General features: G+C 45.2%; 20 protein-coding genes. 17 read left to right on the top strand and 3 right to left on the bottom strand.

The annotated features are described in order from the left end of the window. Nucleotides 1-24 precede the first annotated feature (24 nt). The 9 genes from NSQ38_RS26575 (at nucleotide 25) to NSQ38_RS26535 (ending at nucleotide 9,017) form a co-directional block, all read left to right on the top strand. Nucleotides 25-600, top strand: a complete 576-nt coding sequence (locus NSQ38_RS26575; protein ID WP_339784890.1) for a DUF1802 family protein — start codon at nucleotides 25-27, stop codon at nucleotides 598-600. 379 nt (nucleotides 601-979) lie between these two features. Then, nucleotides 980-1,762, top strand: coding sequence for a Fe-S cluster assembly ATPase SufC (gene sufC / locus NSQ38_RS26570; RefSeq protein WP_062833524.1), 783 nt, complete (start codon nucleotides 980-982; stop codon nucleotides 1,760-1,762). A 25-nt stretch (nucleotides 1,763-1,787) separates the two neighbouring features. Beyond that, complete coding sequence (gene sufD / locus NSQ38_RS26565; protein WP_339784888.1) at nucleotides 1,788-3,092, top strand: Fe-S cluster assembly protein SufD; 1,305 nt, start codon at nucleotides 1,788-1,790, stop codon at nucleotides 3,090-3,092. Further along, the gene (locus NSQ38_RS26560) at nucleotides 3,089-4,309 is read left to right on the top strand and encodes a cysteine desulfurase (RefSeq protein WP_076318350.1); all 1,221 of its coding nucleotides are present in this window, start codon (nucleotides 3,089-3,091) and stop codon (nucleotides 4,307-4,309) included. The genes sufD and NSQ38_RS26560 overlap by 4 nt, the downstream gene beginning before the upstream one ends. Next, nucleotides 4,299-4,730, top strand: a complete 432-nt coding sequence (sufU, locus tag NSQ38_RS26555; RefSeq protein ID WP_017689537.1) for a Fe-S cluster assembly sulfur transfer protein SufU — start codon at nucleotides 4,299-4,301, stop codon at nucleotides 4,728-4,730. The genes NSQ38_RS26560 and sufU overlap by 11 nt, the downstream gene beginning before the upstream one ends. A gap of 20 nt (nucleotides 4,731-4,750) precedes the next feature. Then, complete coding sequence (gene sufB / locus NSQ38_RS26550) at nucleotides 4,751-6,148, top strand: Fe-S cluster assembly protein SufB (RefSeq protein ID WP_076209130.1); 1,398 nt, start codon at nucleotides 4,751-4,753, stop codon at nucleotides 6,146-6,148. A gap of 301 nt (nucleotides 6,149-6,449) precedes the next feature. Then, the gene (locus NSQ38_RS26545; protein WP_339784886.1) at nucleotides 6,450-7,799 is read left to right on the top strand and encodes a jacalin-like lectin; all 1,350 of its coding nucleotides are present in this window, start codon (nucleotides 6,450-6,452) and stop codon (nucleotides 7,797-7,799) included. 208 nt (nucleotides 7,800-8,007) lie between these two features. Beyond that, entirely contained in the window at nucleotides 8,008-8,727 is a 720-nt protein-coding gene (locus NSQ38_RS26540; RefSeq protein WP_074094354.1) for a M23 family metallopeptidase, read from the top strand. 149 nt (nucleotides 8,728-8,876) lie between these two features. Further along, nucleotides 8,877-9,017 (top strand): hypothetical protein, encoded by a 141-nt coding sequence (locus NSQ38_RS26535; RefSeq protein ID WP_017689533.1) that lies wholly within the window; start codon nucleotides 8,877-8,879, stop codon nucleotides 9,015-9,017. Between the two features lie 159 nt (nucleotides 9,018-9,176). On the opposite strand, the gene NSQ38_RS26530 is transcribed toward NSQ38_RS26535, so the two are convergent. Both NSQ38_RS26530 and NSQ38_RS26525 read right to left on the bottom strand, forming a co-directional pair. Continuing rightward, nucleotides 9,177-10,226, bottom strand: a complete 1,050-nt coding sequence (locus NSQ38_RS26530) for an HD-GYP domain-containing protein (protein WP_338593265.1) — start codon at nucleotides 10,224-10,226, stop codon at nucleotides 9,177-9,179. Nucleotides 10,227-10,349: 123 nt separating this feature from the next. After that, nucleotides 10,350-11,096, bottom strand: coding sequence for a molybdenum cofactor biosynthesis protein MoaE (locus NSQ38_RS26525; protein WP_339784884.1), 747 nt, complete (start codon nucleotides 11,094-11,096; stop codon nucleotides 10,350-10,352). A gap of 120 nt (nucleotides 11,097-11,216) precedes the next feature. Between NSQ38_RS26525 and NSQ38_RS26520 the strand changes: the two genes are divergently transcribed. The 8 genes from NSQ38_RS26520 (at nucleotide 11,217) to NSQ38_RS26485 (ending at nucleotide 18,550) form a co-directional block, all read left to right on the top strand. Continuing rightward, nucleotides 11,217-12,647, top strand: coding sequence for a 5'-nucleotidase C-terminal domain-containing protein (locus NSQ38_RS26520; RefSeq protein WP_339784882.1), 1,431 nt, complete (start codon nucleotides 11,217-11,219; stop codon nucleotides 12,645-12,647). Nucleotides 12,648-12,719: 72 nt separating this feature from the next. Then, the gene (locus NSQ38_RS26515) at nucleotides 12,720-13,841 is read left to right on the top strand and encodes an HD-GYP domain-containing protein (protein ID WP_339784880.1); all 1,122 of its coding nucleotides are present in this window, start codon (nucleotides 12,720-12,722) and stop codon (nucleotides 13,839-13,841) included. A 220-nt stretch (nucleotides 13,842-14,061) separates the two neighbouring features. Continuing rightward, nucleotides 14,062-15,198: a radical SAM/CxCxxxxC motif protein YfkAB gene (gene yfkAB, locus NSQ38_RS26510; RefSeq protein WP_339784878.1), complete on the top strand. Its 1,137-nt coding sequence runs from the start codon at nucleotides 14,062-14,064 to the stop codon at nucleotides 15,196-15,198. Between the two features lie 46 nt (nucleotides 15,199-15,244). Then, entirely contained in the window at nucleotides 15,245-16,597 is a 1,353-nt protein-coding gene (locus NSQ38_RS26505; RefSeq protein ID WP_339784876.1) for a hemolysin family protein, read from the top strand. A gap of 278 nt (nucleotides 16,598-16,875) precedes the next feature. Further along, nucleotides 16,876-17,115, top strand: coding sequence for a spore coat associated protein CotJA (locus tag NSQ38_RS26500; protein ID WP_017689526.1), 240 nt, complete (start codon nucleotides 16,876-16,878; stop codon nucleotides 17,113-17,115). After that, nucleotides 17,105-17,380, top strand: coding sequence for a spore coat protein CotJB (locus NSQ38_RS26495; RefSeq protein WP_036669913.1), 276 nt, complete (start codon nucleotides 17,105-17,107; stop codon nucleotides 17,378-17,380). Before NSQ38_RS26500 ends, NSQ38_RS26495 begins: the two co-directional genes overlap by 11 nt. A gap of 98 nt (nucleotides 17,381-17,478) precedes the next feature. Beyond that, nucleotides 17,479-18,048, top strand: a complete 570-nt coding sequence (locus NSQ38_RS26490; protein WP_036669914.1) for a manganese catalase family protein — start codon at nucleotides 17,479-17,481, stop codon at nucleotides 18,046-18,048. Between the two features lie 193 nt (nucleotides 18,049-18,241). Beyond that, the gene (locus NSQ38_RS26485) at nucleotides 18,242-18,550 is read left to right on the top strand and encodes a hypothetical protein (RefSeq protein ID WP_338593285.1); all 309 of its coding nucleotides are present in this window, start codon (nucleotides 18,242-18,244) and stop codon (nucleotides 18,548-18,550) included. Nucleotides 18,551-18,813: 263 nt separating this feature from the next. On the opposite strand, the gene NSQ38_RS26480 is transcribed toward NSQ38_RS26485, so the two are convergent. After that, entirely contained in the window at nucleotides 18,814-19,806 is a 993-nt protein-coding gene (locus NSQ38_RS26480) for a 3-oxoacyl-[acyl-carrier-protein] synthase III C-terminal domain-containing protein (RefSeq protein ID WP_339784874.1), read from the bottom strand.

The raw sequence follows: 19,806 nt of genomic DNA, 5'->3' as shown, positions 1-19,806 counted from the left end.
AGAACGATTGGGAGGGAACCGCTTATGTTAGAACCAACGATGCCGGCTTTAAAAGAATGGGCTTCTGCGATCAAAGCACTGGAAACGGGTCGCCAAATAATGGTGATGCGCAAAGGTGGCATTGTAGAGGAAACCCGACATTTTGAGCTGAAAAGTCCAGCGTTTTATCTGTATCCGACTTATGAACATCAGCGTAAAGAACTGATTAAGTCCTCGGATCAATCCTATGTTGAAGAATCACTGGCCGAATGGGTGCCCGAAGCTTCGACAATCCGTATTACTGCATATGCCGAAGTAACGCAGGATCTGGAGATACGAGATCAGGAGATGCTGGATCGACTTCTTGACTTTCATATGTGGACAGCGGATTTTGCCGAAGACCGTTTGAAATGGAAACGCAAAGATCCGCTCCATGTATTGATTTTACGTGTGTACCTTTTGAAAGAACCGATGGAAATCCCCATACTGCCTGAATATAACGGTTGTCGTTCATGGATTTCTATTCCGAATGGTCCGGTGCCGCGCGAAATGACGCCGGTGGTGGACGTTGCGGATTTTGACGAACAGGTACAGAAGATTAACGAGATGCTCAAATTGTAAATGGTAACGTTATTTAACGGAGGGACTTGTCCATAATATGGATGAGTCCTTTTTTTAGATTAGTGTATAGCAGATGACATAAAAGCTTGAATTGCTGTGATTTTTCTCACTGTGCATTTGTGCGTAAGATGTTTTCTGATTTGATTCAATTTGTCTTTTACTATAGAATCAGAAAGAATAAGGTTTCATGCAAGAGACAAAGGTTCTTAGGAAATGACTTGATTATCATTGAGAATCAGTTTAGAATTATTCTAAAGTGTTCTTGCTTTGAAGATTCGAGTACAGGAGAAATTCAGGGGAAGCCCTGTTCAGATATAATAGGCGCTTTTTCGTTTTCGACAGCAAACATCAATTTAATCAATGGAGGGAAACAATACACATGGCTACGAATTTCGTCATTGAAGGTCTGAAAGCGACGATCGAAGGTAAGGAAATCCTGAAAGGCATCAACCTGGAAATGAAAGGTGGAGAAATCCACGCAATCATGGGTCCGAACGGAACAGGTAAATCAACTCTGGCTTCTGCATTGATGGGCCATCCGAAATATGAAGTAACTGACGGTACAATTACACTTGATGGTGAAGATGTATTGGATATGGCAGTAGATGAGCGTGCACGTGCAGGTCTATTCCTGGCTATGCAATACCCAAGTGAAATTGCAGGTGTTACAAATTCCGACTTCTTGCGTAGTGCAATTAACGCACGTCGTGGCGAAGGTAACGAGATCTCCCTGATCAAGTTCATTCGTCAAATGGAAGGTAAAATGAAAGAACTCGACATGAACCCTGAGTTTGCTCACCGTTACCTGAATGAAGGTTTCTCCGGTGGTGAGAAAAAACGTAACGAGATTCTGCAAATGATGCTGCTTGATCCGAAAATCGTAGTACTTGATGAAATTGACTCCGGTCTGGACATCGATGCTTTGAAAATCGTGGCTAACGGTGTAAATGCAATGAAGAGCGAAGATCGTGGTTTCTTGATCATCACTCACTATCAACGCCTGCTTAACTATATTACTCCTGACTACGTACACGTTATGATGCAAGGTCGTATCGTGAAATCTGGCGGACCTGAACTGGCACACCGTCTGGAAGCTGAAGGATATGACTGGGTTAAGGAAGAGCTGGGAATTACAGACGAAACTGTAGGTCAAGAAGCGTAAAGACAAAACGGAGGAGGATTAATCAATGACTACACAAACAATTCTTCCGGTTGAATCTGAAGCGCTTCGCGCCTTGTCGGAAAGCAACAATGAACCCGGCTGGTTGACCGAACAGCGGCTCGAAGCTTTAAAGCTTGCGAGCGGGCTTGCGCTTCCTAAACTGGAAAAACAAAAAATCGAACGCTGGAATGTCAGCGAGTACGGAACATATAAAACAAGTGAAGCTATTTCTTCTTTGACAGAAGTACCTGCTTCTATCAAAGATCTGGTTCAGGATCAAGCTGAAGGCAGTCTGGTTATCCAGCGCAATTCCGGTACGGTATACTCTAAAGTGTCTGCTGATCTGGCGGCAAAAGGAGTTATCTTTACGGATCTGGCTACAGCGGTTCGCGAACATGGCGATCTGGTAAAAACATATCTGAACACAGCAGTGAAAGCCGATGAGCATTCCCTCGCTGCATTACATGCGGCACTTTGGAATGGCGGGGTCTTCCTGTATGTTCCGAAAAATGTCGAAATCGAAGTACCACTGCAAGCAGTGTTGCTTACGGATGACGCATCTGCAACGTTTGCACCTCACGTGCTTGTGGTTGCAGAAGCGAACAGCTCAGTAACTTATGTTGATAACTATGTATCTGGCGAATTGTCCGCACCTGTTTTCCATAATGGTGTTGTGGAAGTATTCGCAAAATCCGGTGCTAAAGTACGTTTCGCATCGGTTCATCAACTGAGTGTGAATGTAACTGATGTTTCATTCCGTCGTGCAGTGTTGGAGAATGATGCTTCCATCGAGTGGATTGTAGGCGAAATGAACAATGGCGACACAGCGAGCAACACGATGACCGTGCTGAAAGGCAATGGATCAAGTTCTGATTCCAAAGTCATCGCTGTAGGTTCCGGTTCACAGAAAATCAACTACACCACAGAAGCTCGTCACTTCGGCAAGAATACACCAAGTCAGATGATTACACGTGCAGTTATGCGTGAAGAAGCTTCTGCAATCATCAACGGGATCACGAAGATTGAGAAAGGCGCTACCAAAGCCGATGGACAGCAGACAGAGAAAGTGTTGATGCTGAGCCCTAAAGCACGTGGAGACGCCAACCCAATCCTTCTGATTGATGAGGATGATGTAACAGCAGGTCACGCGGCTTCTGTTGGTCAAGTCAATGCCGAGCAGATTCATTACTTGATGTCGCGCGGAATTAACCGTACGGATGCCGAACGCCTGATCATCTATGGCTTCCTGGCTCCGGTGGTGGCGGATATTCCTTTGGAAGCACTGCGCACCCAATTGCAGTCCCTGATTGAGAAGAAGCTGGGACAATGAACCCGTCCATTCGCGAGCAGTTCCCGATCCTCCACCAGGAAATTAACGGACACCCGCTCGTATATTTAGATAGTGCTGCGACTTCACAGAAGCCTCGTGCTGTGATCGAAGCAGTCAAACATTATTATGAGTATGAGAACTCCAACGTACATCGCGGTGTTCATACTCTTGGAAGCCGTGCAACAGACGCTTACGAAGGCGCACGTGAGAAGGTAGCCAAGTTTATCAATGCCCGCCGTACACAGGAGATTATCTTTACCCGCGGGACAACGACAGCCCTGAATCTGGTGGCTTCATCTTATGCCCGCGCCAATTGCAAAGAAGGCGATGAAATTGTTATCACGCAAATGGAGCACCATAGTAATCTGATTCCTTGGCAGCAGGTTGCCAAGGAGACAGGTGCAACATTAAAATACATCCCGCTTCAGCCTGATGGTCACATTGAATTGGCTGATGTTGAGAAGACGATTACAAACAATACTAAAATTGTAGCGATCGCTTATGTATCCAATGTTATGGGTCTGATCCATCCTGTGAAACAAATTGCTGAAATTGCACACCGCAATGGTGCTGTCATCGTTGTTGATGGCGCACAAAGCACACCTCACATGAAGGTGGACGTTCAGGATCTGGACTGTGATTTCTATGCATTATCAGGTCATAAAATGTGCGGACCAACCGGAATCGGTGCACTCTACGGCAAAAAGGCGCTGCTGGAGTCCATGGAACCCATTGAGTTCGGTGGTGAAATGATTGATGATGTGGGTCTGTACGAATCCAATTGGAAAGAGCTTCCCTGGAAGTTCGAGGGTGGAACCCCGATTATCGCAGGTGCGGTAGGGTTGGGAGCTGCCATTGATTTTCTGGAGCAGATTGGTATGGATGAGATCGCACATCATGAGAGTGTGCTGGCAGCTTATGCAACAGAACGACTGGCCGAGATCGATGGGTTAACCATCTATGGCCCAGCGAAGCGGCATGTGGGTGTCGTTACCTTTAATCTGGGGGATGTTCATCCGCATGATGTGGCAACCGTTCTGGATGCGAGTGGCGTAGCCATTCGTGCCGGACACCATTGCTGTCAACCGCTAATGCGCTGGCTTGAAGTTAGCTCAACAGCTCGTGCCAGCTTCTATCTATACAATAACGAACAAGATGTAGATCGGCTTGTCAGCGCCTTAATCCAGACAAAGGAGTATTTTGGCGATGCAACTTGATGATCTGTACAGACGTGTTATAATGGACCACTACAAAAATCCGCGTAACCGCGGAACATTTGATAATGACGCTGTCACGGTGAATTTGAACAATCCAACGTGCGGCGACCGGATTTCACTGCAAATTTTGCTGAAAGACGGAATCGTTCAGGAAGCCAAATATACGGGTGAAGGCTGCTCCATCAGCATGTCCTCTGCATCAATGATGACGGAGGCTGTCAAAGGCAAAACGATGGAACAGGCACTCGATATCGCTAACCGTTTTTCCTCACTGATGAAAGGTGAAGAAGTCGATTTCGACGATTATGAAGATCTCGAAGCCCTATCCGGTGTGAACAAGTTCCCTGCACGCATCAAATGTGCCACTCTGGCCTGGAATGCATTACGCAAAGGGATTGACGAAGAGAACAAAGTACAATAACGATAGGGAGGTAGAGCAAGATGGCTAAAAAAGCACCAGAAATGGAAGAGTACAAATATGGTTTTCGCGACGAGCACAAATCCATCTTTCAAACCGGTAAAGGTCTGACTGCAGAAGTGGTTACCGAGATTTCCAAGATTAAGAATGAACCGGATTGGATGTTGGAATTCCGTTTGAAATCCTTGAAACAATTCGAAAAGATGCCGATGCCGAAATGGGGCGGAGATCTCGACGGATTGGATTTCAATGAAATTCAGTACTACGTTCGTGCTTCTGAAAAACAAGGTAAAACATGGGAGGAAGTTCCTTCCGAAATCAAGGAAACCTTTGATAAATTGGGTATTCCTGAAGCAGAGCAAAAGTTCCTTGCAGGTGTATCGGCTCAGTATGAATCCGAGGTTGTATACCACAACATGCAAAAGGAATTGGAAGACCAAGGTGTAATCTTCATGGATACGGACACGGCTCTCAGAGAGCATCCGGAAATCTTGCGTGAATATTTTGCAACAGTTATTCCACCAGCAGATAACAAATTTGCTGCTTTGAATAGTGCGGTATGGTCCGGAGGAAGCTTCATCTACGTGCCTAAGGGCGTTAAATGTGAAGTGCCTCTGCAAGCCTACTTCCGAATTAACTCCGAGAATATGGGACAATTCGAGCGTACACTCATCATTGCCGACGAAGACAGCTTCGTTCACTATGTAGAGGGATGTACAGCTCCAATCTACAGCACGAACTCACTGCACAGTGCGGTTGTTGAGATCATCTGTAAGAAAAATGCCCGTGTTCGTTACACAACGATTCAAAACTGGGCACCAAACATCTACAACCTCGTTACAAAACGTGCGGTTGCAGAAGAAAATGCAACAATGGAATGGGTCGATGGTAACATCGGTTCCAAACTGACAATGAAATATCCAGCGGTTGTACTGAAAGGCCGTGGAGCTAAAGGTTCCGTACTTTCCATCGCTGTTGCTGGTAAAAACCAGCACCAAGATGCAGGTGCGAAAATGATCCACTTGGCTCCGGATACAACATCTACGATCGTATCCAAGTCCATCAGTAAACATGGTGGTAAAGTAACGTACCGTGGTTTGGCTTCCTTTGGACGTCAAGCTGAGGGCGCGAAATCCAACATCAAGTGTGATACACTCATTCTCGATAATGAGTCCACATCGGATACCATTCCTTACAATGAAATCATGAATGATAACATCATGCTGGAGCATGAAGCTACAGTGTCCAAAGTGTCTGAGGATCAACTCTTCTACCTGATGAGCCGTGGTCTGACTGATGCAGAAGCAACACAGATGATCATCATGGGCTTCATTGAGCCATTCACGAAGGAATTGCCAATGGAATACGCCGTTGAGATGAATAGATTGATCAAGTTCGAAATGGAAGGCTCCATTGGTTAATCCAATGCAGCGCCATTCGAAGCCGTGAAGCTGAAGCTAGCTGCTGATGTTAAGCGGTAGATATAATTTCATGTGATCGAATACCCTCTAGAGCAGACTCTTTAAAAAGTCTTTCTAGGGGGTATTTTTATTCAAAAAATCTCGTGATAACAGCGTTCAGAAGGTTGTTCTGTCATTGGAGTGGCAAGTGAAAATGTTCTTTAGTTCAATTTGTATATTTACAAATGAATAGACCAGCGTTATTCTTCCATTAACGAATATTACATATATTTGAATAGATTCTAATATGAGGAGGTATATAATGCGAAGAAGTATGGTTAAAAAAGGAGCAGCATTGGTATTGTCTGCTGTTGTTGCCTTTACGAGCTGGCTTTTATTTTTATCAACGGCGAGTGCAGCAGAAGGTGGAACGATATCGGGTTCATTCAAGGTACTTAGTTACAATGTAGGTGGTCTTCCGGATCTGGTATCCAGTTCCAACCCCAAGGAGTACACCGTTCAGATTTCCCCCAAATTAAATGACTATGACATTATTAATGTGCAAGAGGATTTTAATTATCATAATGAGCTGATATCTCAGGTCACTCTGCCGTATCTGACGACAACAAGCGGAATTGCGGGTTTTGGTAGTGGGTTGAACAGTCTGTCCAAATATCCATTCCGTGACTTGAAACGTATTACCTGGGATAAGCGATCTGGTCTTTTTGACAATGGAAGTGATGAATTGACTCCAAAAGGATTTACAGCAGCTACATATGAGATCACACCTCAGGTGAAAGTGGACGTCTACAACTTGCATGCGGACGCAGGTAGCGATGATAAATCGCTTGAGGCCAGACGAGATAATATCAGACAACTCTCCAATTACATCAAGGAGCACTCGGACGGGAACGCGGTTATCGTATTTGGGGATACCAATACACGGTACACTCGTGCGGCTGACAATATAGAGCTACTCATGTCTGAGAATGGTTTAAGAGATCCGTGGATCGATTTGATTCGAGGTGGAAGTATTCCCCCTGATGGGGATGCTCTTATGGATGCAACCAATATACATGGCCCGAACTATGAAATTGTCGACAAAATTTTGTATCGCGGAAGTAAAGCGTTGTCCCTTAATGCACAGAGTTATCGTTTGGAAAATCAAACGTTTGTTGATCCGAGTGGGAAGCAACTCTCCGATCATTATCCGATTACAGCGGAATTCGTGTTCAACACATCTTCTCAGTACCAACTAAGTTCAACAATCGGAGGATCCGGAGGAACCGGGTTTAATGATCTGGATCATATTCCGGAGTCCAGACCTAGCTCAGTGGTGCTTAACTCAGGCAATCGTGTAGACGGCATTTCAACGTTGTACAGGGATGGAACGAACCTGGCACATGGTGGTCAATCAAACATTTCCACATTGAACTTGGCAGACGGAGAGTACTTAACCCAGGCAACCATTGGTCAGGGGACACGAAATGGAGATAAACGGATCTTTTACGTGGAGTTGTTGACCAATCTTGGAAATAAGATTGAAGGCGGACAAAAGACATCGGATCAAATTAAACTTGAAGCACCAGCAGGGTGGTATATAGCCGGATTTTATGGAAGAGCAGGACAGGAATTGGATCAGCTAGGGGTCATATACAGACCTCTGAATTAGGAGTGTATAGTGGTTGGAATGAAAACTTAGTATATGTAACTGATAGAGTAATCATAGTAGCATAGCGCCGCTTGGAATATACGTTGGAGAGAGACCATAAGGTTTCCCAAATGTATTCTGAGCGGTATTTTTGTGGAATAAAATAAGACCAATAGCACAAGCCATTTCATAGATTTAAGCATTTAATGATAGAAAAGGATGTGAGTGTATGAGCGTAAACCCTTTCGAGGGCTATCGGATTACAAGTTCATTCGGCTATCGAATTCATCCCATTCATGGTGGACAGACATTTCACCGCGGAATTGATCTCGTGACAGAGCCCTGGAATGGCCCCGTCTACGCCTTTATGGAAGGTAGGGTACGTTTTGCTTCCGAAGGAGTTACAGGCTCCGGATTCGGCGGTTACGGGCTTACCGTTGCTCTTCAAGATCATCGTGGCTACTTGCATTGTTATGCTCACCTTTCGCGAATTGCCGTAACCGTTGGGCAGCGGGTGAAGCGAGGCCAGCTTATCGGTAATCAGGGAAGCACGGGTCAGAGTACTGGCCCGCATGTACATTATGAGATTCGTAAAACAAGTGCACCATCTTACGGGTATACACCCAGCGATGATGGTGTGACGGAACCGGGTGCATATCTACAGGCCGAATACGGAACTGCATCTCAGGAAGAGGAGGCTCCGCCGATGACCACTGAGCAGAAGAAAATATTTGAAGCCATGCAGAAAACGCTGGAGATTCAAGGGGGATGGATTCAGCAACAGGAGCAACTTTCCAATATGGATTGTCCCGCATGGGCGCAGCAAGCATTTGATTATTATCGACCGTTTATTATGAACGACAAAGGCAGTTATGAATTCTGGAGATTACTTGTTATCATGTACCGCAAGGAAAAGGGCATCCAGGTTCATTCGGATTCCGACATATAGATCCCTGCAAAGAACAGGAATAGCAAAAGGATAATCCACTCAGGTAGATGCAGACAGACAACCATTTATCGAATGTTGCCTGTTCGCCCGGTTCATTCCACCGGAAACGTCATATGTTAGGGTATACCTGATGAAGAGGAGGCAATCACATGAGCGAAGTAGGATATGGCTGTGGTGGCAACGTAGGCGGAGTAGGCGGCGTTGGCGGATACAATATGTTCACAAACACTGGTGCAATCTTGGTACTGTTCATTCTGTTGGTTATCATCACAAAAGCATTCTGCGTGTAATCCAACATGATCGAATCGGAATAGACAAAAGGGAAGCCGATTACGGCTTCCCTTTGTCATATGCCAACCTCAGAGTTGGTTATTCAAGCTACTTCCTGTTTGTTGCTTCGTATGCATACTGTGTGCTGTGTAAAATGAACAGATAGGCTTGTTACATAATTACTGTACATAAATTTCAACGATAGCAATATCTCTTTCCTTCGCTAAATCGATAAAGGCCGTAGAGGTCTGAACGAGTGGTCGGAAATAATCCGCAGGATTATTCATGACAATGAGCCCCGTCTGACCCGTGGTGAGCAGAACCCTTTTACCGATAAAATTAGGCAGCATGTGTTTGATCAGTTCTTGCGTTGCTTCAGCATTTAACTGACCGAAGCTGAGGCTGTACAGTTCACACAGAACAGAGATCAGTTCCTGTTTGGTCTGGTACACCCGATTCGTCGTCATGGCGCTGTAAACGTCCGCTACAGCAGTTATACGGGCATATGGGTGGATCTCGTCTCCTCGCAGTCCATGAGGATAACCACTTCCATCCTCGCGCTCATGATGCTGAAGTGCAACCATTGCCAGAATTTCATCCTGCGTGGATTCTTTAATGATATCGTACCCATAGAATGTGTGTTTCTTCATTTCGTCAAATTCTTCCGTGGTCAATTTACCAGGTTTATGTAACATTTCAGAAGGAATCTTGGACTTGCCGATATCATGAAGATATCCTGCTTTGGCTACCGTTAGACATTCCTCGGGGTTGTAACCCATCCAGCCGGCGATATAAAAAGCGAGCATTCCGACTTGCAAGGAATGGTTGTACGTATAATCGCTATCCCCGTCCAGCATAAGCAACAAGGAGACAACATCTTTTTGTTTTTCCAACTGTTCTGTTAGGGTGAACAAAATCTCATCGACCTGTGTCTCATCAATAAAACCCTTCTCCATCGCTTGTTGAAATAGAGATTCAGTACCTTTGATCGTATCGTTAAACAAGTTAGTTAACAGACGGGTTTGATCGGAAGGTAAGGTTTGTGCATCAGAGTGTAGGTCGGATGTTGTGTGTTCTACATCTGCGTACTCGATTCCATGTTGCAACAGTTTGGATAGGTCATCTTCACTGAGGGTGGAACCTTTCATCAGCATGTGGAGACCCGAACTGTTGTATACATCATTTTTTAACAGGTCACCCGGTTTAAGATCAGTAACATGCACTCTCACGTATAAACCACCTTTTCTCGACTAATATCGACACATATGATTATAATAACAAGAAAAAAATGGGTTGACAACGACTTATTTACTATTAACCCACTCTGTCTAAAAGGTGTAAAGGCTCATTATTTAGTTCTTCATGGGGTTCCATGGTCCTAATTGATGTCCTTTCCATTCAGATCCATCTTCCCAAATTTCCTTTTTCCAGATCGGAACGGTCTGTTTGAGTCTCTCTATGGCGTAACGGCTTGCATCATAACAGTCGTTGCGATGAGGCGAGGAAACGGCAATGACTACACTAATCTCTGCCACATCCACTTTGCCGATTCGGTGACTGATTGCACATAACACACCAGGCCAGCGGTCGGAGATTTCCACACCAATGGCCGCCATCTGGGAAAGAGCCATCGGCACATAGGCCTCGTATTCAAGATGCACGGTGCGCTGTTCACCGGTCATTTCACGAGTCGTACCTACAAAAGTAAGAGCTGCCCCGTGATTCGGGGTAATCACTAGCGCCGTTGTTGCTTCCACGGACAAGGTGGACTCTGTAATCAGAAATAAGCCATCTTCAGTCCGATGCTCTAGGGAGGTAGAGGGATGCTTCTCATCGGAAATATCCGTACCATCGCCTCCAGAGACGGGAGGAATCAACGCAAGTTCATCGTCTGAGCTAAGTATAGTATCGGCAGGAGCGTACTGCTGGTTAACTGCCAAAAAGGATGACTTTATCTGAGAAGCTGCTTCGGGGTAGGCCAGACTCAGTTTTTCTTTTACATCGGCAGCGGTTGGAATGTTTCCAATGTACTCAAACTCCAGAAGGGATGTATTTAAACGTTCTGCAATGCCTGCAAATAGTTGAATTGTCAATTTCATAGATATGACTCACCTCTTTTTGATCTCTAAACCCTTTAAATATATCATAACGACGCGGAAAATGTTATGCTTATCCATTAGAAGAATGAACGTTTATTGAAGAGCAGGGGAGGCGGTGTGATGAGCACCAGGGAGAAGCAAACATTAACGATTCTGCACACCAATGACATCCATAGCCACTTCGGCTCCATGAGCACCATCGCCGCTATGATCAATGAGGAACGTGACCAAGGTGGCAACATCCTTGTATTGGATATCGGCGATCATATGGACCGGATGGCCGTTGAAACAGAGGGAACACTGGGTACGGCTAATGTTGATGTTATTAACCTGACGGGCTACGATGCCATTACAATCGGTAACAATGAAGGACTAACCTTTACGCCAGATCAGCTCTCACAGTCCTACGCTGGACTTCTGTGTCCTGTGGTATGCGGCAATGTTGTGGAGCAAGATACTGGCCTTGCGCCAGTGTGGATGAAACCTTCTCTGATTGTGGAGAAAGGTCCATTTCGCGTTGGCCTGCTGGGGGCAACGGCCCCTTTTACCACGTTTTACGAACTGCTCGGGTGGGATGTTCTGGACCCTGTGGAGTCACTAAGAGTTCAAGTGGAAGCATTACGTGATGAAGTGGATGTGGTAGTTATTCTTTCACATCTGGGGCTTTCGACAGATCGGAGACTGGCGGAGCAGATTACTGGGATTGATGTTATTCTCGGTGGACATACCCATCATGTTCTCGAAGAACCATTAGTCATTGGTCAGACCGTGCTGGGCGCAGCTGGCAAATTTGGCCAATGGCTTGGGAAAGTGGTTCTGGAACGAACAAGTGTGGGAGAACCTCTTCAACTGGTAAGTAGCGGTTGTATGGCTGCCAAGAGTATAATGCTGGATGATCAGGTCGCGCTGGCAATCGCTACGAATCGTACGGAAGCCGAAAGGACACTCAATCAGACGGCAGTGATAACCGATCGGGTGCTGCCCATCGCGTATGACCGGGAATCCCCGTTTGCAACATTGCTTGCACAAGCTGTTCGTCATTTCACGGGGGCACAGCTGTCTCTGGTGAATGCAGGTCAGCTTCTCGGAGAGCTTCCACAAGGTAATATTACAAAAGGAATGTTGCATTCCCTATGTCCATCTCCTATAAATGCTTGTACAATATGCTTGAGTGGAAGTCATATTCGTGAAGCACTTGAGCAGTCCTTGTTGGACGATTTTTCAGGTAAGCCCATTGTGGGATTTGGTTTTCGTGGTCATATTCTAGGCACGTTATGTATGGACGGAATGGAAGTTCAATACAATCCAGATGCGCCAGCCTATGAGAAGATCCAGACCATATCCATTAATGGGGAGCCTATGGACGAACAATGTGAGTATATCGTTGGAACACTGGACATGTTTACGTTCAATGTGGGGTATCCTCCTCTGGCTCATGGAACCCGTACGCTCTATCATCTTCCGGAATTCATACGCGATTTGCTGGAAACGGAAATAAAACGACCAGGGGCTCTGGACGACAGCCTGCGAGCCCGCTGGCATCAAAGCTAATTTAAAGTACTTGCCTTCTGCTGAAGCGGCGGCTAGTGGTAATTACATCTACGGAGCGGGAGAGGATAGGCTGTGCGTTTAGTACATATAAACTTATTGCAGCCTGGCATGAAGCTGGGGAAACGTATTTATAGTGAAGAAGGCCTTGTATTACTTAGTGAGGATGTAGAGCTAACCAGTCGATTGATTGGACGCCTTAAGGATCTCGGGGTCGGTTATGTGTATATTAAAGATGCTGCGACAGAGGACATCATCGTTCCTGAAATGTTGCAGGAAGAGACCAGGAGGAAGGCACTGGTCGAGATCAAACAGCAATTTCAAAGTATGTCAGGGATGAAAACCAAAAATCAGATTCCTCATTTCGGTAAAGCGCTTAGTGGTGTGATGAATGCCATTCTGGAAGACATCGGCAGTCAGAAGGAAGCCATGATTATGCTGATGGACATGAACTCCAGTGATTTTGACCTGTATAACCATTCTCTGAATGTATGTGTGTACACGCTGGTTCTTGGTGTCGCTTCGGGTTACACACGCCAGCAATTAATGGAGATTGGTCTGGGCGCTTTGTTACATGATATCGGCAAAACACAGATTGCACCAGAAATCTTGCATAAACCCTCCAGATTGAGTGACGAGGAATTCAAAATCATTCAGCAGCACACTACATATGGACACCGTATTCTCAAAGATGAACCAGGCATACCGCTTCTATCTGCGCATTGTGCACTGCAGCACCATGAACGAATTGATGGCAGTGGATATCCCTTTGGTTTGAAAGACAAGGAAATTCATGAATATGCCAAATGGATTGCGCTTGCTGATTCGTATGATGCCATGACAACGAATCGGGTGTACAAGCAAGCCTTGCTGCCCCATCAGGCAGTAGAGGTGTTGTATACAGGTTCAGGAACCCTCTATGAACAACGGATGCTGGAGAAGTTCAGGGATTGTGTCGCGATATACCCAGTAGGTATTTCAGTCAAGCTCAGTACGGGAGAAGTTGGGGTAGTTGCATCAATTCATTCACGTGTTCCTCAACGTCCGCTTATCCGTGTTCTAAAAGATGCGGACGGCCAGACTTTATCTTCGCCTTATGAAATTAACCTGCTGACTGCTCTGTCTGTGATGATCACAGGTGTAGAGGGTGTGGAGGATACACCTACAGCGGCTCAAAGTGAACAGGTGGAAAGCTGAACTACTTGAAAGATGATTAGCGCTCATGTCGTAATATCCGGGCCGTTTCGTAATGCGGTCCAGAGTTGCCTGAGCGTTTTTTGTCATGTAATGGACAGGGTCTACGTATGCCGGAGCATTCAAAATTGTGCTATGATAAAAGATAACTCCAAAAAGAGAAACACAAGGTATGATGTAAATAAAACTTTTTAGGTTAATAAAAGGAATAAGGTGAAGAACAATGACCATGCTAAACTCAGGATCGGTACAACCGATGCCTTTATCGCCAACGAATGATCCGTGGGATCCGATCGGCTCTCTGCGTACATATGGACGCCATGTGCTGACCAGTGTAGAAATGACCGTGACACATCTGTGCAATATGAGGTGTGAGCATTGTGCCGTGGGAGATATGCTTACGATTCGTGAAGCGCCGGCTCTTCCGCTCCCTCTGATGCTGAAACGATTGGATGAAGTAGAGCATCTGCAGACGATTAGTCTGACGGGTGGCGAGCCAAGCTTTAGCCAGAAAACAGTGGATGAGATGATTATCCCACTGCTCAAATATGCCAAGGAACGTGGAATACGTTCCCAGATCAATTCGAATTTAACGCTGGATATCAGCCGGTATGAGCAACTTTTACCTTATCTGGACGTTATGCATATCTCGTTCAACTATCTGAATGCTGACGATTTCCATCAAGTTGGATTTGCCAATAGTGGCAGACCTGTAAAACGTGAAGTAGCGGTGAAGATGTATGAGAAAATGATTGAAAATTCACGCAAACTGAGTGAAGCAGGCATGTTTATCTCTGCGGAGTCGATGATTAACTTCCGTACGCACGACAAGCTGGATGGTATTCATCAATTGATTCGTGAGATGGGCTGTGTTCGTCATGAAGTGCATCCGATGTATAACTCGAACTTTGCTTCGTCGTTGCCAGTGTTATCACTGGACCATATGAGAGCAGCGATTCATCGTTTGCTTGATGTGCGTGACAAGGATATGTGGATGCTCTTCGGTACCTTGCCATTCTTCGCGTGCAGTGCAGCAGAGCAGGATCGGGAACTGATCAATCGTTTATACAGCGAACCAAATGTGACGGTACGTAACGATCCGGACGGACGCAACCGCGTTAACGTCAACATGTTCACGGGTAATGTGTATGTGACGGATTTTGCGGATATCCCGGCGTTTGGCAACATTCGTGATCGTAAACTGGATGATGTGTTCCATGAATGGTCAGCTGAACATCCGTTGAATCAAACAGTCAATTGCCATTGCGATATTGCATCCTGTTGCGGACCAAACCTGCTAGTGGCAGATATGTATTACAAGGGTGTGGATTTCAAATCAAGAAAGGCAATCACACGTTGATATTCCAGGTGTATTCCTGAAATAGATAGAAAAGGGGAGTTTCAACTTGGATATTCATACCGAATTTCATCTTGGGCAGCTGGTATTTAATCTGGTCTGTGTCTTTTTGCTCGTATTTTTGAATGGCGTATTTGTCGCAGCGGAATTTTCCCTTGTGAAAGTAAGGCAGACACGCTTAACTCAATTGCAGAGTGAAGGAAATCGTATGGCTGGTTACGCTCTGAAGGTGAATAGTAAACTGGATTCCTATCTATCGGCAACTCAGTTCGGGATTACGCTGACATCGCTTGGACTCGGGTGGCTGGGAGAACCGGCCATCTCCGAATTGCTCGTTGAGCCACTCATGTTTAAACTTGGTGTAGGAGATACAGGGCTTATTTCGACCGTGTCGGTCATTATCGGTTTTTGTATCATTACGTTTCTGCATATTGTGCTGGGTGAGCTTGCACCTAAATCGTTAGCTATTCAAAAAACAGACGGAGTGGCATTGTTTTTATCTGCACCTTTGCTGTTGTTCTACAAAATCTTCTTCCCGTTCATCTGGGTACTGAATGTATCGGCCAATGCATTGCTGCGTCTGGCAGGTATCGAACCTGCCAGTGAAGGAGAAGCTCACTCGGAAGATGAACTTCGAATTCTGATGAAGCAGAGTGCCAAAAGTGGTGTCATCGATAAAGATGAGATCAAACTGATGGATAACATCTTTGATTTCTCCGATATGCTGGCACGTGAAGTGATGCTGCCACGTACAGACATGGATTGTCTGTACACGCATATGTCTTTGGAAGAGAACTTGGAGATCATCAACGCAACCAAACATTCCCGGTATCCCGTAGCAGTAGAAGACAAGGATGAGATCATTGGATTTATACACATCACCGATCTGTTGCTGGCTAAACCGGAGCAACAACATGATCTGGCTTCACTCGTCCGTCCAATCTTAAACGTTCCTGAATCCATGGAAATCAGCCATGTGCTGCGTCTAATGCAGAAGAAACATTCACAGATGACGCTGGTTGTGGATGAATATGGCGGCACAGCTGGATTGCTGACTGCGGAAGAAATTCTGGAAGAGATCGTTGGAGACTTGTATGACGAGTTTGAGGATGAGCGTCCGCATATGGAACGCAGTGGAGATTCATTTTCCATTGATGGTCGTTCGCTTATTGAAGAAGTTCATAAGTGGACCGGAGCCATCATTGAGGATGAAGAAGTGGATACCATCGGCGGATGGTTGTTTAAAGAGCTTGGGGGCAATCCAACCAAGGGAAAAACGCAAGAGCTAAATGGTTACGTTTTTGAAGTGGAAGAATCCACTCGCTTGCGAATTACCCGGGTTCGAGTGTACAAGCAATCTGTCCCTCAAGACATGAATTCGGAAGAAAAACCAGTAGAATAGAACTCGTTGCAGGAGCAAGATAAGACGAGCAAAAGTATGAAATGACGTAGATTACAAAAATCTGCCAGGATATAAGACCTTTGGAAGTTACCTGAAAGGGGAACGAACCGAAGGTCTTTTTTTATTTTAAATAAGAATTTGGAGAAATTCTGCACATAGTTGAAACGAATTTCGGATTAACTTGGGGGACAGCGTCATATGGTTATAGAGACGGGAAACTGGAAGGACCTCAGTAATATTAAGTTGCACCAACGATGTATTATAGGAGGCGTTGTTTTGTGAAAGATCCGCAACTTCGTGCTTACGCCCCTTTTGTGGGGCCGTTTGATCCTTGTCCACCAGTAGAGATTCGGACGTATCTGGTACCTCCGCAATTATTTATTCCATTTCAGCCTATGGGTTGGCCACAGTACAGTCCGGCAGAAGCATTAAGAGTGGGGACGTTATGGCCTGCATTATACAGCCCTTATACACCAGCGAGATCGAAGGGAAGGAAGGTGGATGTGGATGGAACCTGAAGGAGCAAAAGCGTGCGATACTCAATACTATGAGCTGCTGGAGGAGCTTCAGGCTCTGGATTTTGTATTAGTGGAGCTGAATCTGTACCTGGACACCCATCCTGGGGATTATCAGAGCATAGAGCAATATAACAAATTCACGCAAGAACGTACGCGGGTGGCGCAGGAGTTTCAACAATTGTATGGACCCCTGATGAACTTTGGTCATGCCTTCTCCAAATATCCGTGGGAATGGTCTCAGACGCCCTGGCCATGGCAAGTGTGACACATCAGCCTCAGGCTTCCTTGCATGACTTTAGGGACAGGAAGCCCGAGGGTTAGAAGAATGGCTGTATTTTGATAACGTAGAGGGAGGCGTCTTACATGTGGGTGTATGAGAAAAAACTGCAATATCCCGTAAGGGTTAGTAAATGTGATCCTCGCATGGCGAAATTGCTGATGGAACAATATGGCGGTGCCGATGGGGAGTTGGCCGCTGCCCTTCGATATCTGAATCAGCGTTATACGATTCCAGACAAGATTATCGGTCTGTTGACGGATATTGCTACAGAGGAATTTTCTCATCTGGAGATGATTGCCACCATGATCTACAAGTTGACCAAGGACGCGTCGGTGGATCAACTGGAAGAAGCGGGACTTGGGCCGAACTATGCTCAACGCGATTCTGCCTTGTTTTATACCAATTCCTCCGGTGTACCCTTTACGGCTGCCTACATTGCTGCAAAGGGTGATCCGATTGCGGATCTGTACGAGGACATTGCAGCAGAAGAGAAAGCTCGGGCTACATATCAATGGTTGATCGACCTGACCGATGACGTGGATCTGCAGGATAGTCTGAAGTTTCTAAGGGAACGCGAGATCGTGCATTCCTTGCGTTTCCGCGAAGCTGTAGAGATCCTGAAAGATGATCGGGAGACAAAGAAGATTTTCTGAACGTTTGGTATAAAAGCAGAAGTCTGGCAGTCCGATAGGGCTGCTTTTTTGCTTTGAAAAGATAGTATTATTAAATAATTAATTTTAAAGTAAATTACACATAATTATATATTTTACAAATATTGTTGTTAAATCCACTTACATATTATACAATGAAATTGTAGTTAAAAACTCTATTTAGGAGATGATCATTTTGAGACTTAGTAAAGTTCTTATTTTGACTGCATGTTCCTTTATTCTGACCACATCCATTTCAAGTGCAGGCGTGTCTGCGGCAAATATTCAACCAAATACTAGTACAAGTGTATCAGACGTAGTAACTCCTATGCTTGAAAGTAAAACTTTTTCTGTAGTGCATTATTACCCTGTAGGTTTTGGAGTACCAAAATATCTTACGGACTATAAAACGCCAGACGGCTATGTAGGAACCTTGGTGTTGGTTAGTTATCATACTGTGGATGGAATTGTTGCTGCAAGATACGAAGGGACCGTTTATAGATAATCAGAAATAGTAGATTAAAACTTTTAGTGTTTAGATTCTCATAACAACGAATTTATGATAAATCTTAAAATAGCAGTTTCAAGATTAAATAATCTTGGAACTGCTACTTTCACTTTTAAATAATATTTTTTTGTAATAACATGTAAGTGGCTATTTTCACAATCGTAGATGTTAATCTTCAATGATAGGGGGAGAAAAAGGAGAAAATAAAACCATCCCCGGTATACTACTGGGGATGGTTTTATTGATTTTGAAGTGTATACCTAATATTCAACCACCATGGCAACATTTTGCCACCCGGCTCCAACGGTCCAGAACAGAACTTTGTCACCACGCTGAATCTGACCGGTTGTAACCGCTCGATGTAATGCGATGAATGGACTGCTGGTTGAGGTGTATCCGAACTCATCTCCGATATAGACGGCAATATCATCACCAATGCCGACGTTCTCGGATACAGCCCGAATGTTACTGATGGATAGCTGGGAGAAGCAGGCGGCTCTGATCTCATCTGGTCCAATCTCGTTACGTGTCAGCAACGTACGAATGGACTCCGAAGCGGCATCCACACAGATCGAATCATCAAATGGGATGAATTTCACATGAAAGGCACCCGCATCTACACCCGTTTTGCCCAGCTTCGCCAAGCCTTCAGCAGGAAAGAGTGAATTACCATACACACAGGTATCGGTCTGATAGATGGAATCAATGAAACCGACAACATGTTCATCCCGCTCTACAATAACCGCCGCTGCTGCATCACCGAAATTGGCGAAGTATACGGGATCATCGGGACTGGCGTGAGGAGCCACGTAATCGGAGCCGATGATTAATGCCCGGCGAATTCGAGGATTGCCCAGCATCTGCCGGCTAACCTGTTCGAATGCAGCGGTCATGCCTGCGCAGTTGGCGTTACTGTCAATACAAATCGTGTGGGAAGCTCCGTTAATCAGGCGATGAATCATCAAGGAATTCGTAGGAAAGATGTATTCTGGCGTTTGGCTTGCATAAGCAATCAGATCAATATCTGCACCGGTGAGTCCGGTTTTCTCCAGTAGGTTACTGGCTGCCTCAAAGGCCATGCTTAGTGAATTTTCGTCATCGTTATCAATTTTATAACGTGTATCACGACCAAGTGCCTTTAACAATCCACGAATATCTACACCTCTTGCATCAAAATGTTCAATATAAAAATCATTGTGCACCTTGGTTGCAGGATGATAGATATCGATATCTACAATACGAATTCCGGCCAT

The sequence above is a fragment of the Paenibacillus sp. FSL R7-0313 genome (genome assembly GCF_037969885.1).
Classification (GTDB): Bacteria; Bacillota; Bacilli; order Paenibacillales; family Paenibacillaceae; genus Paenibacillus.
Note: the sequence above shows the minus strand (reverse complement) of the source record. Positions and strands in the feature narration are given on the sequence as shown.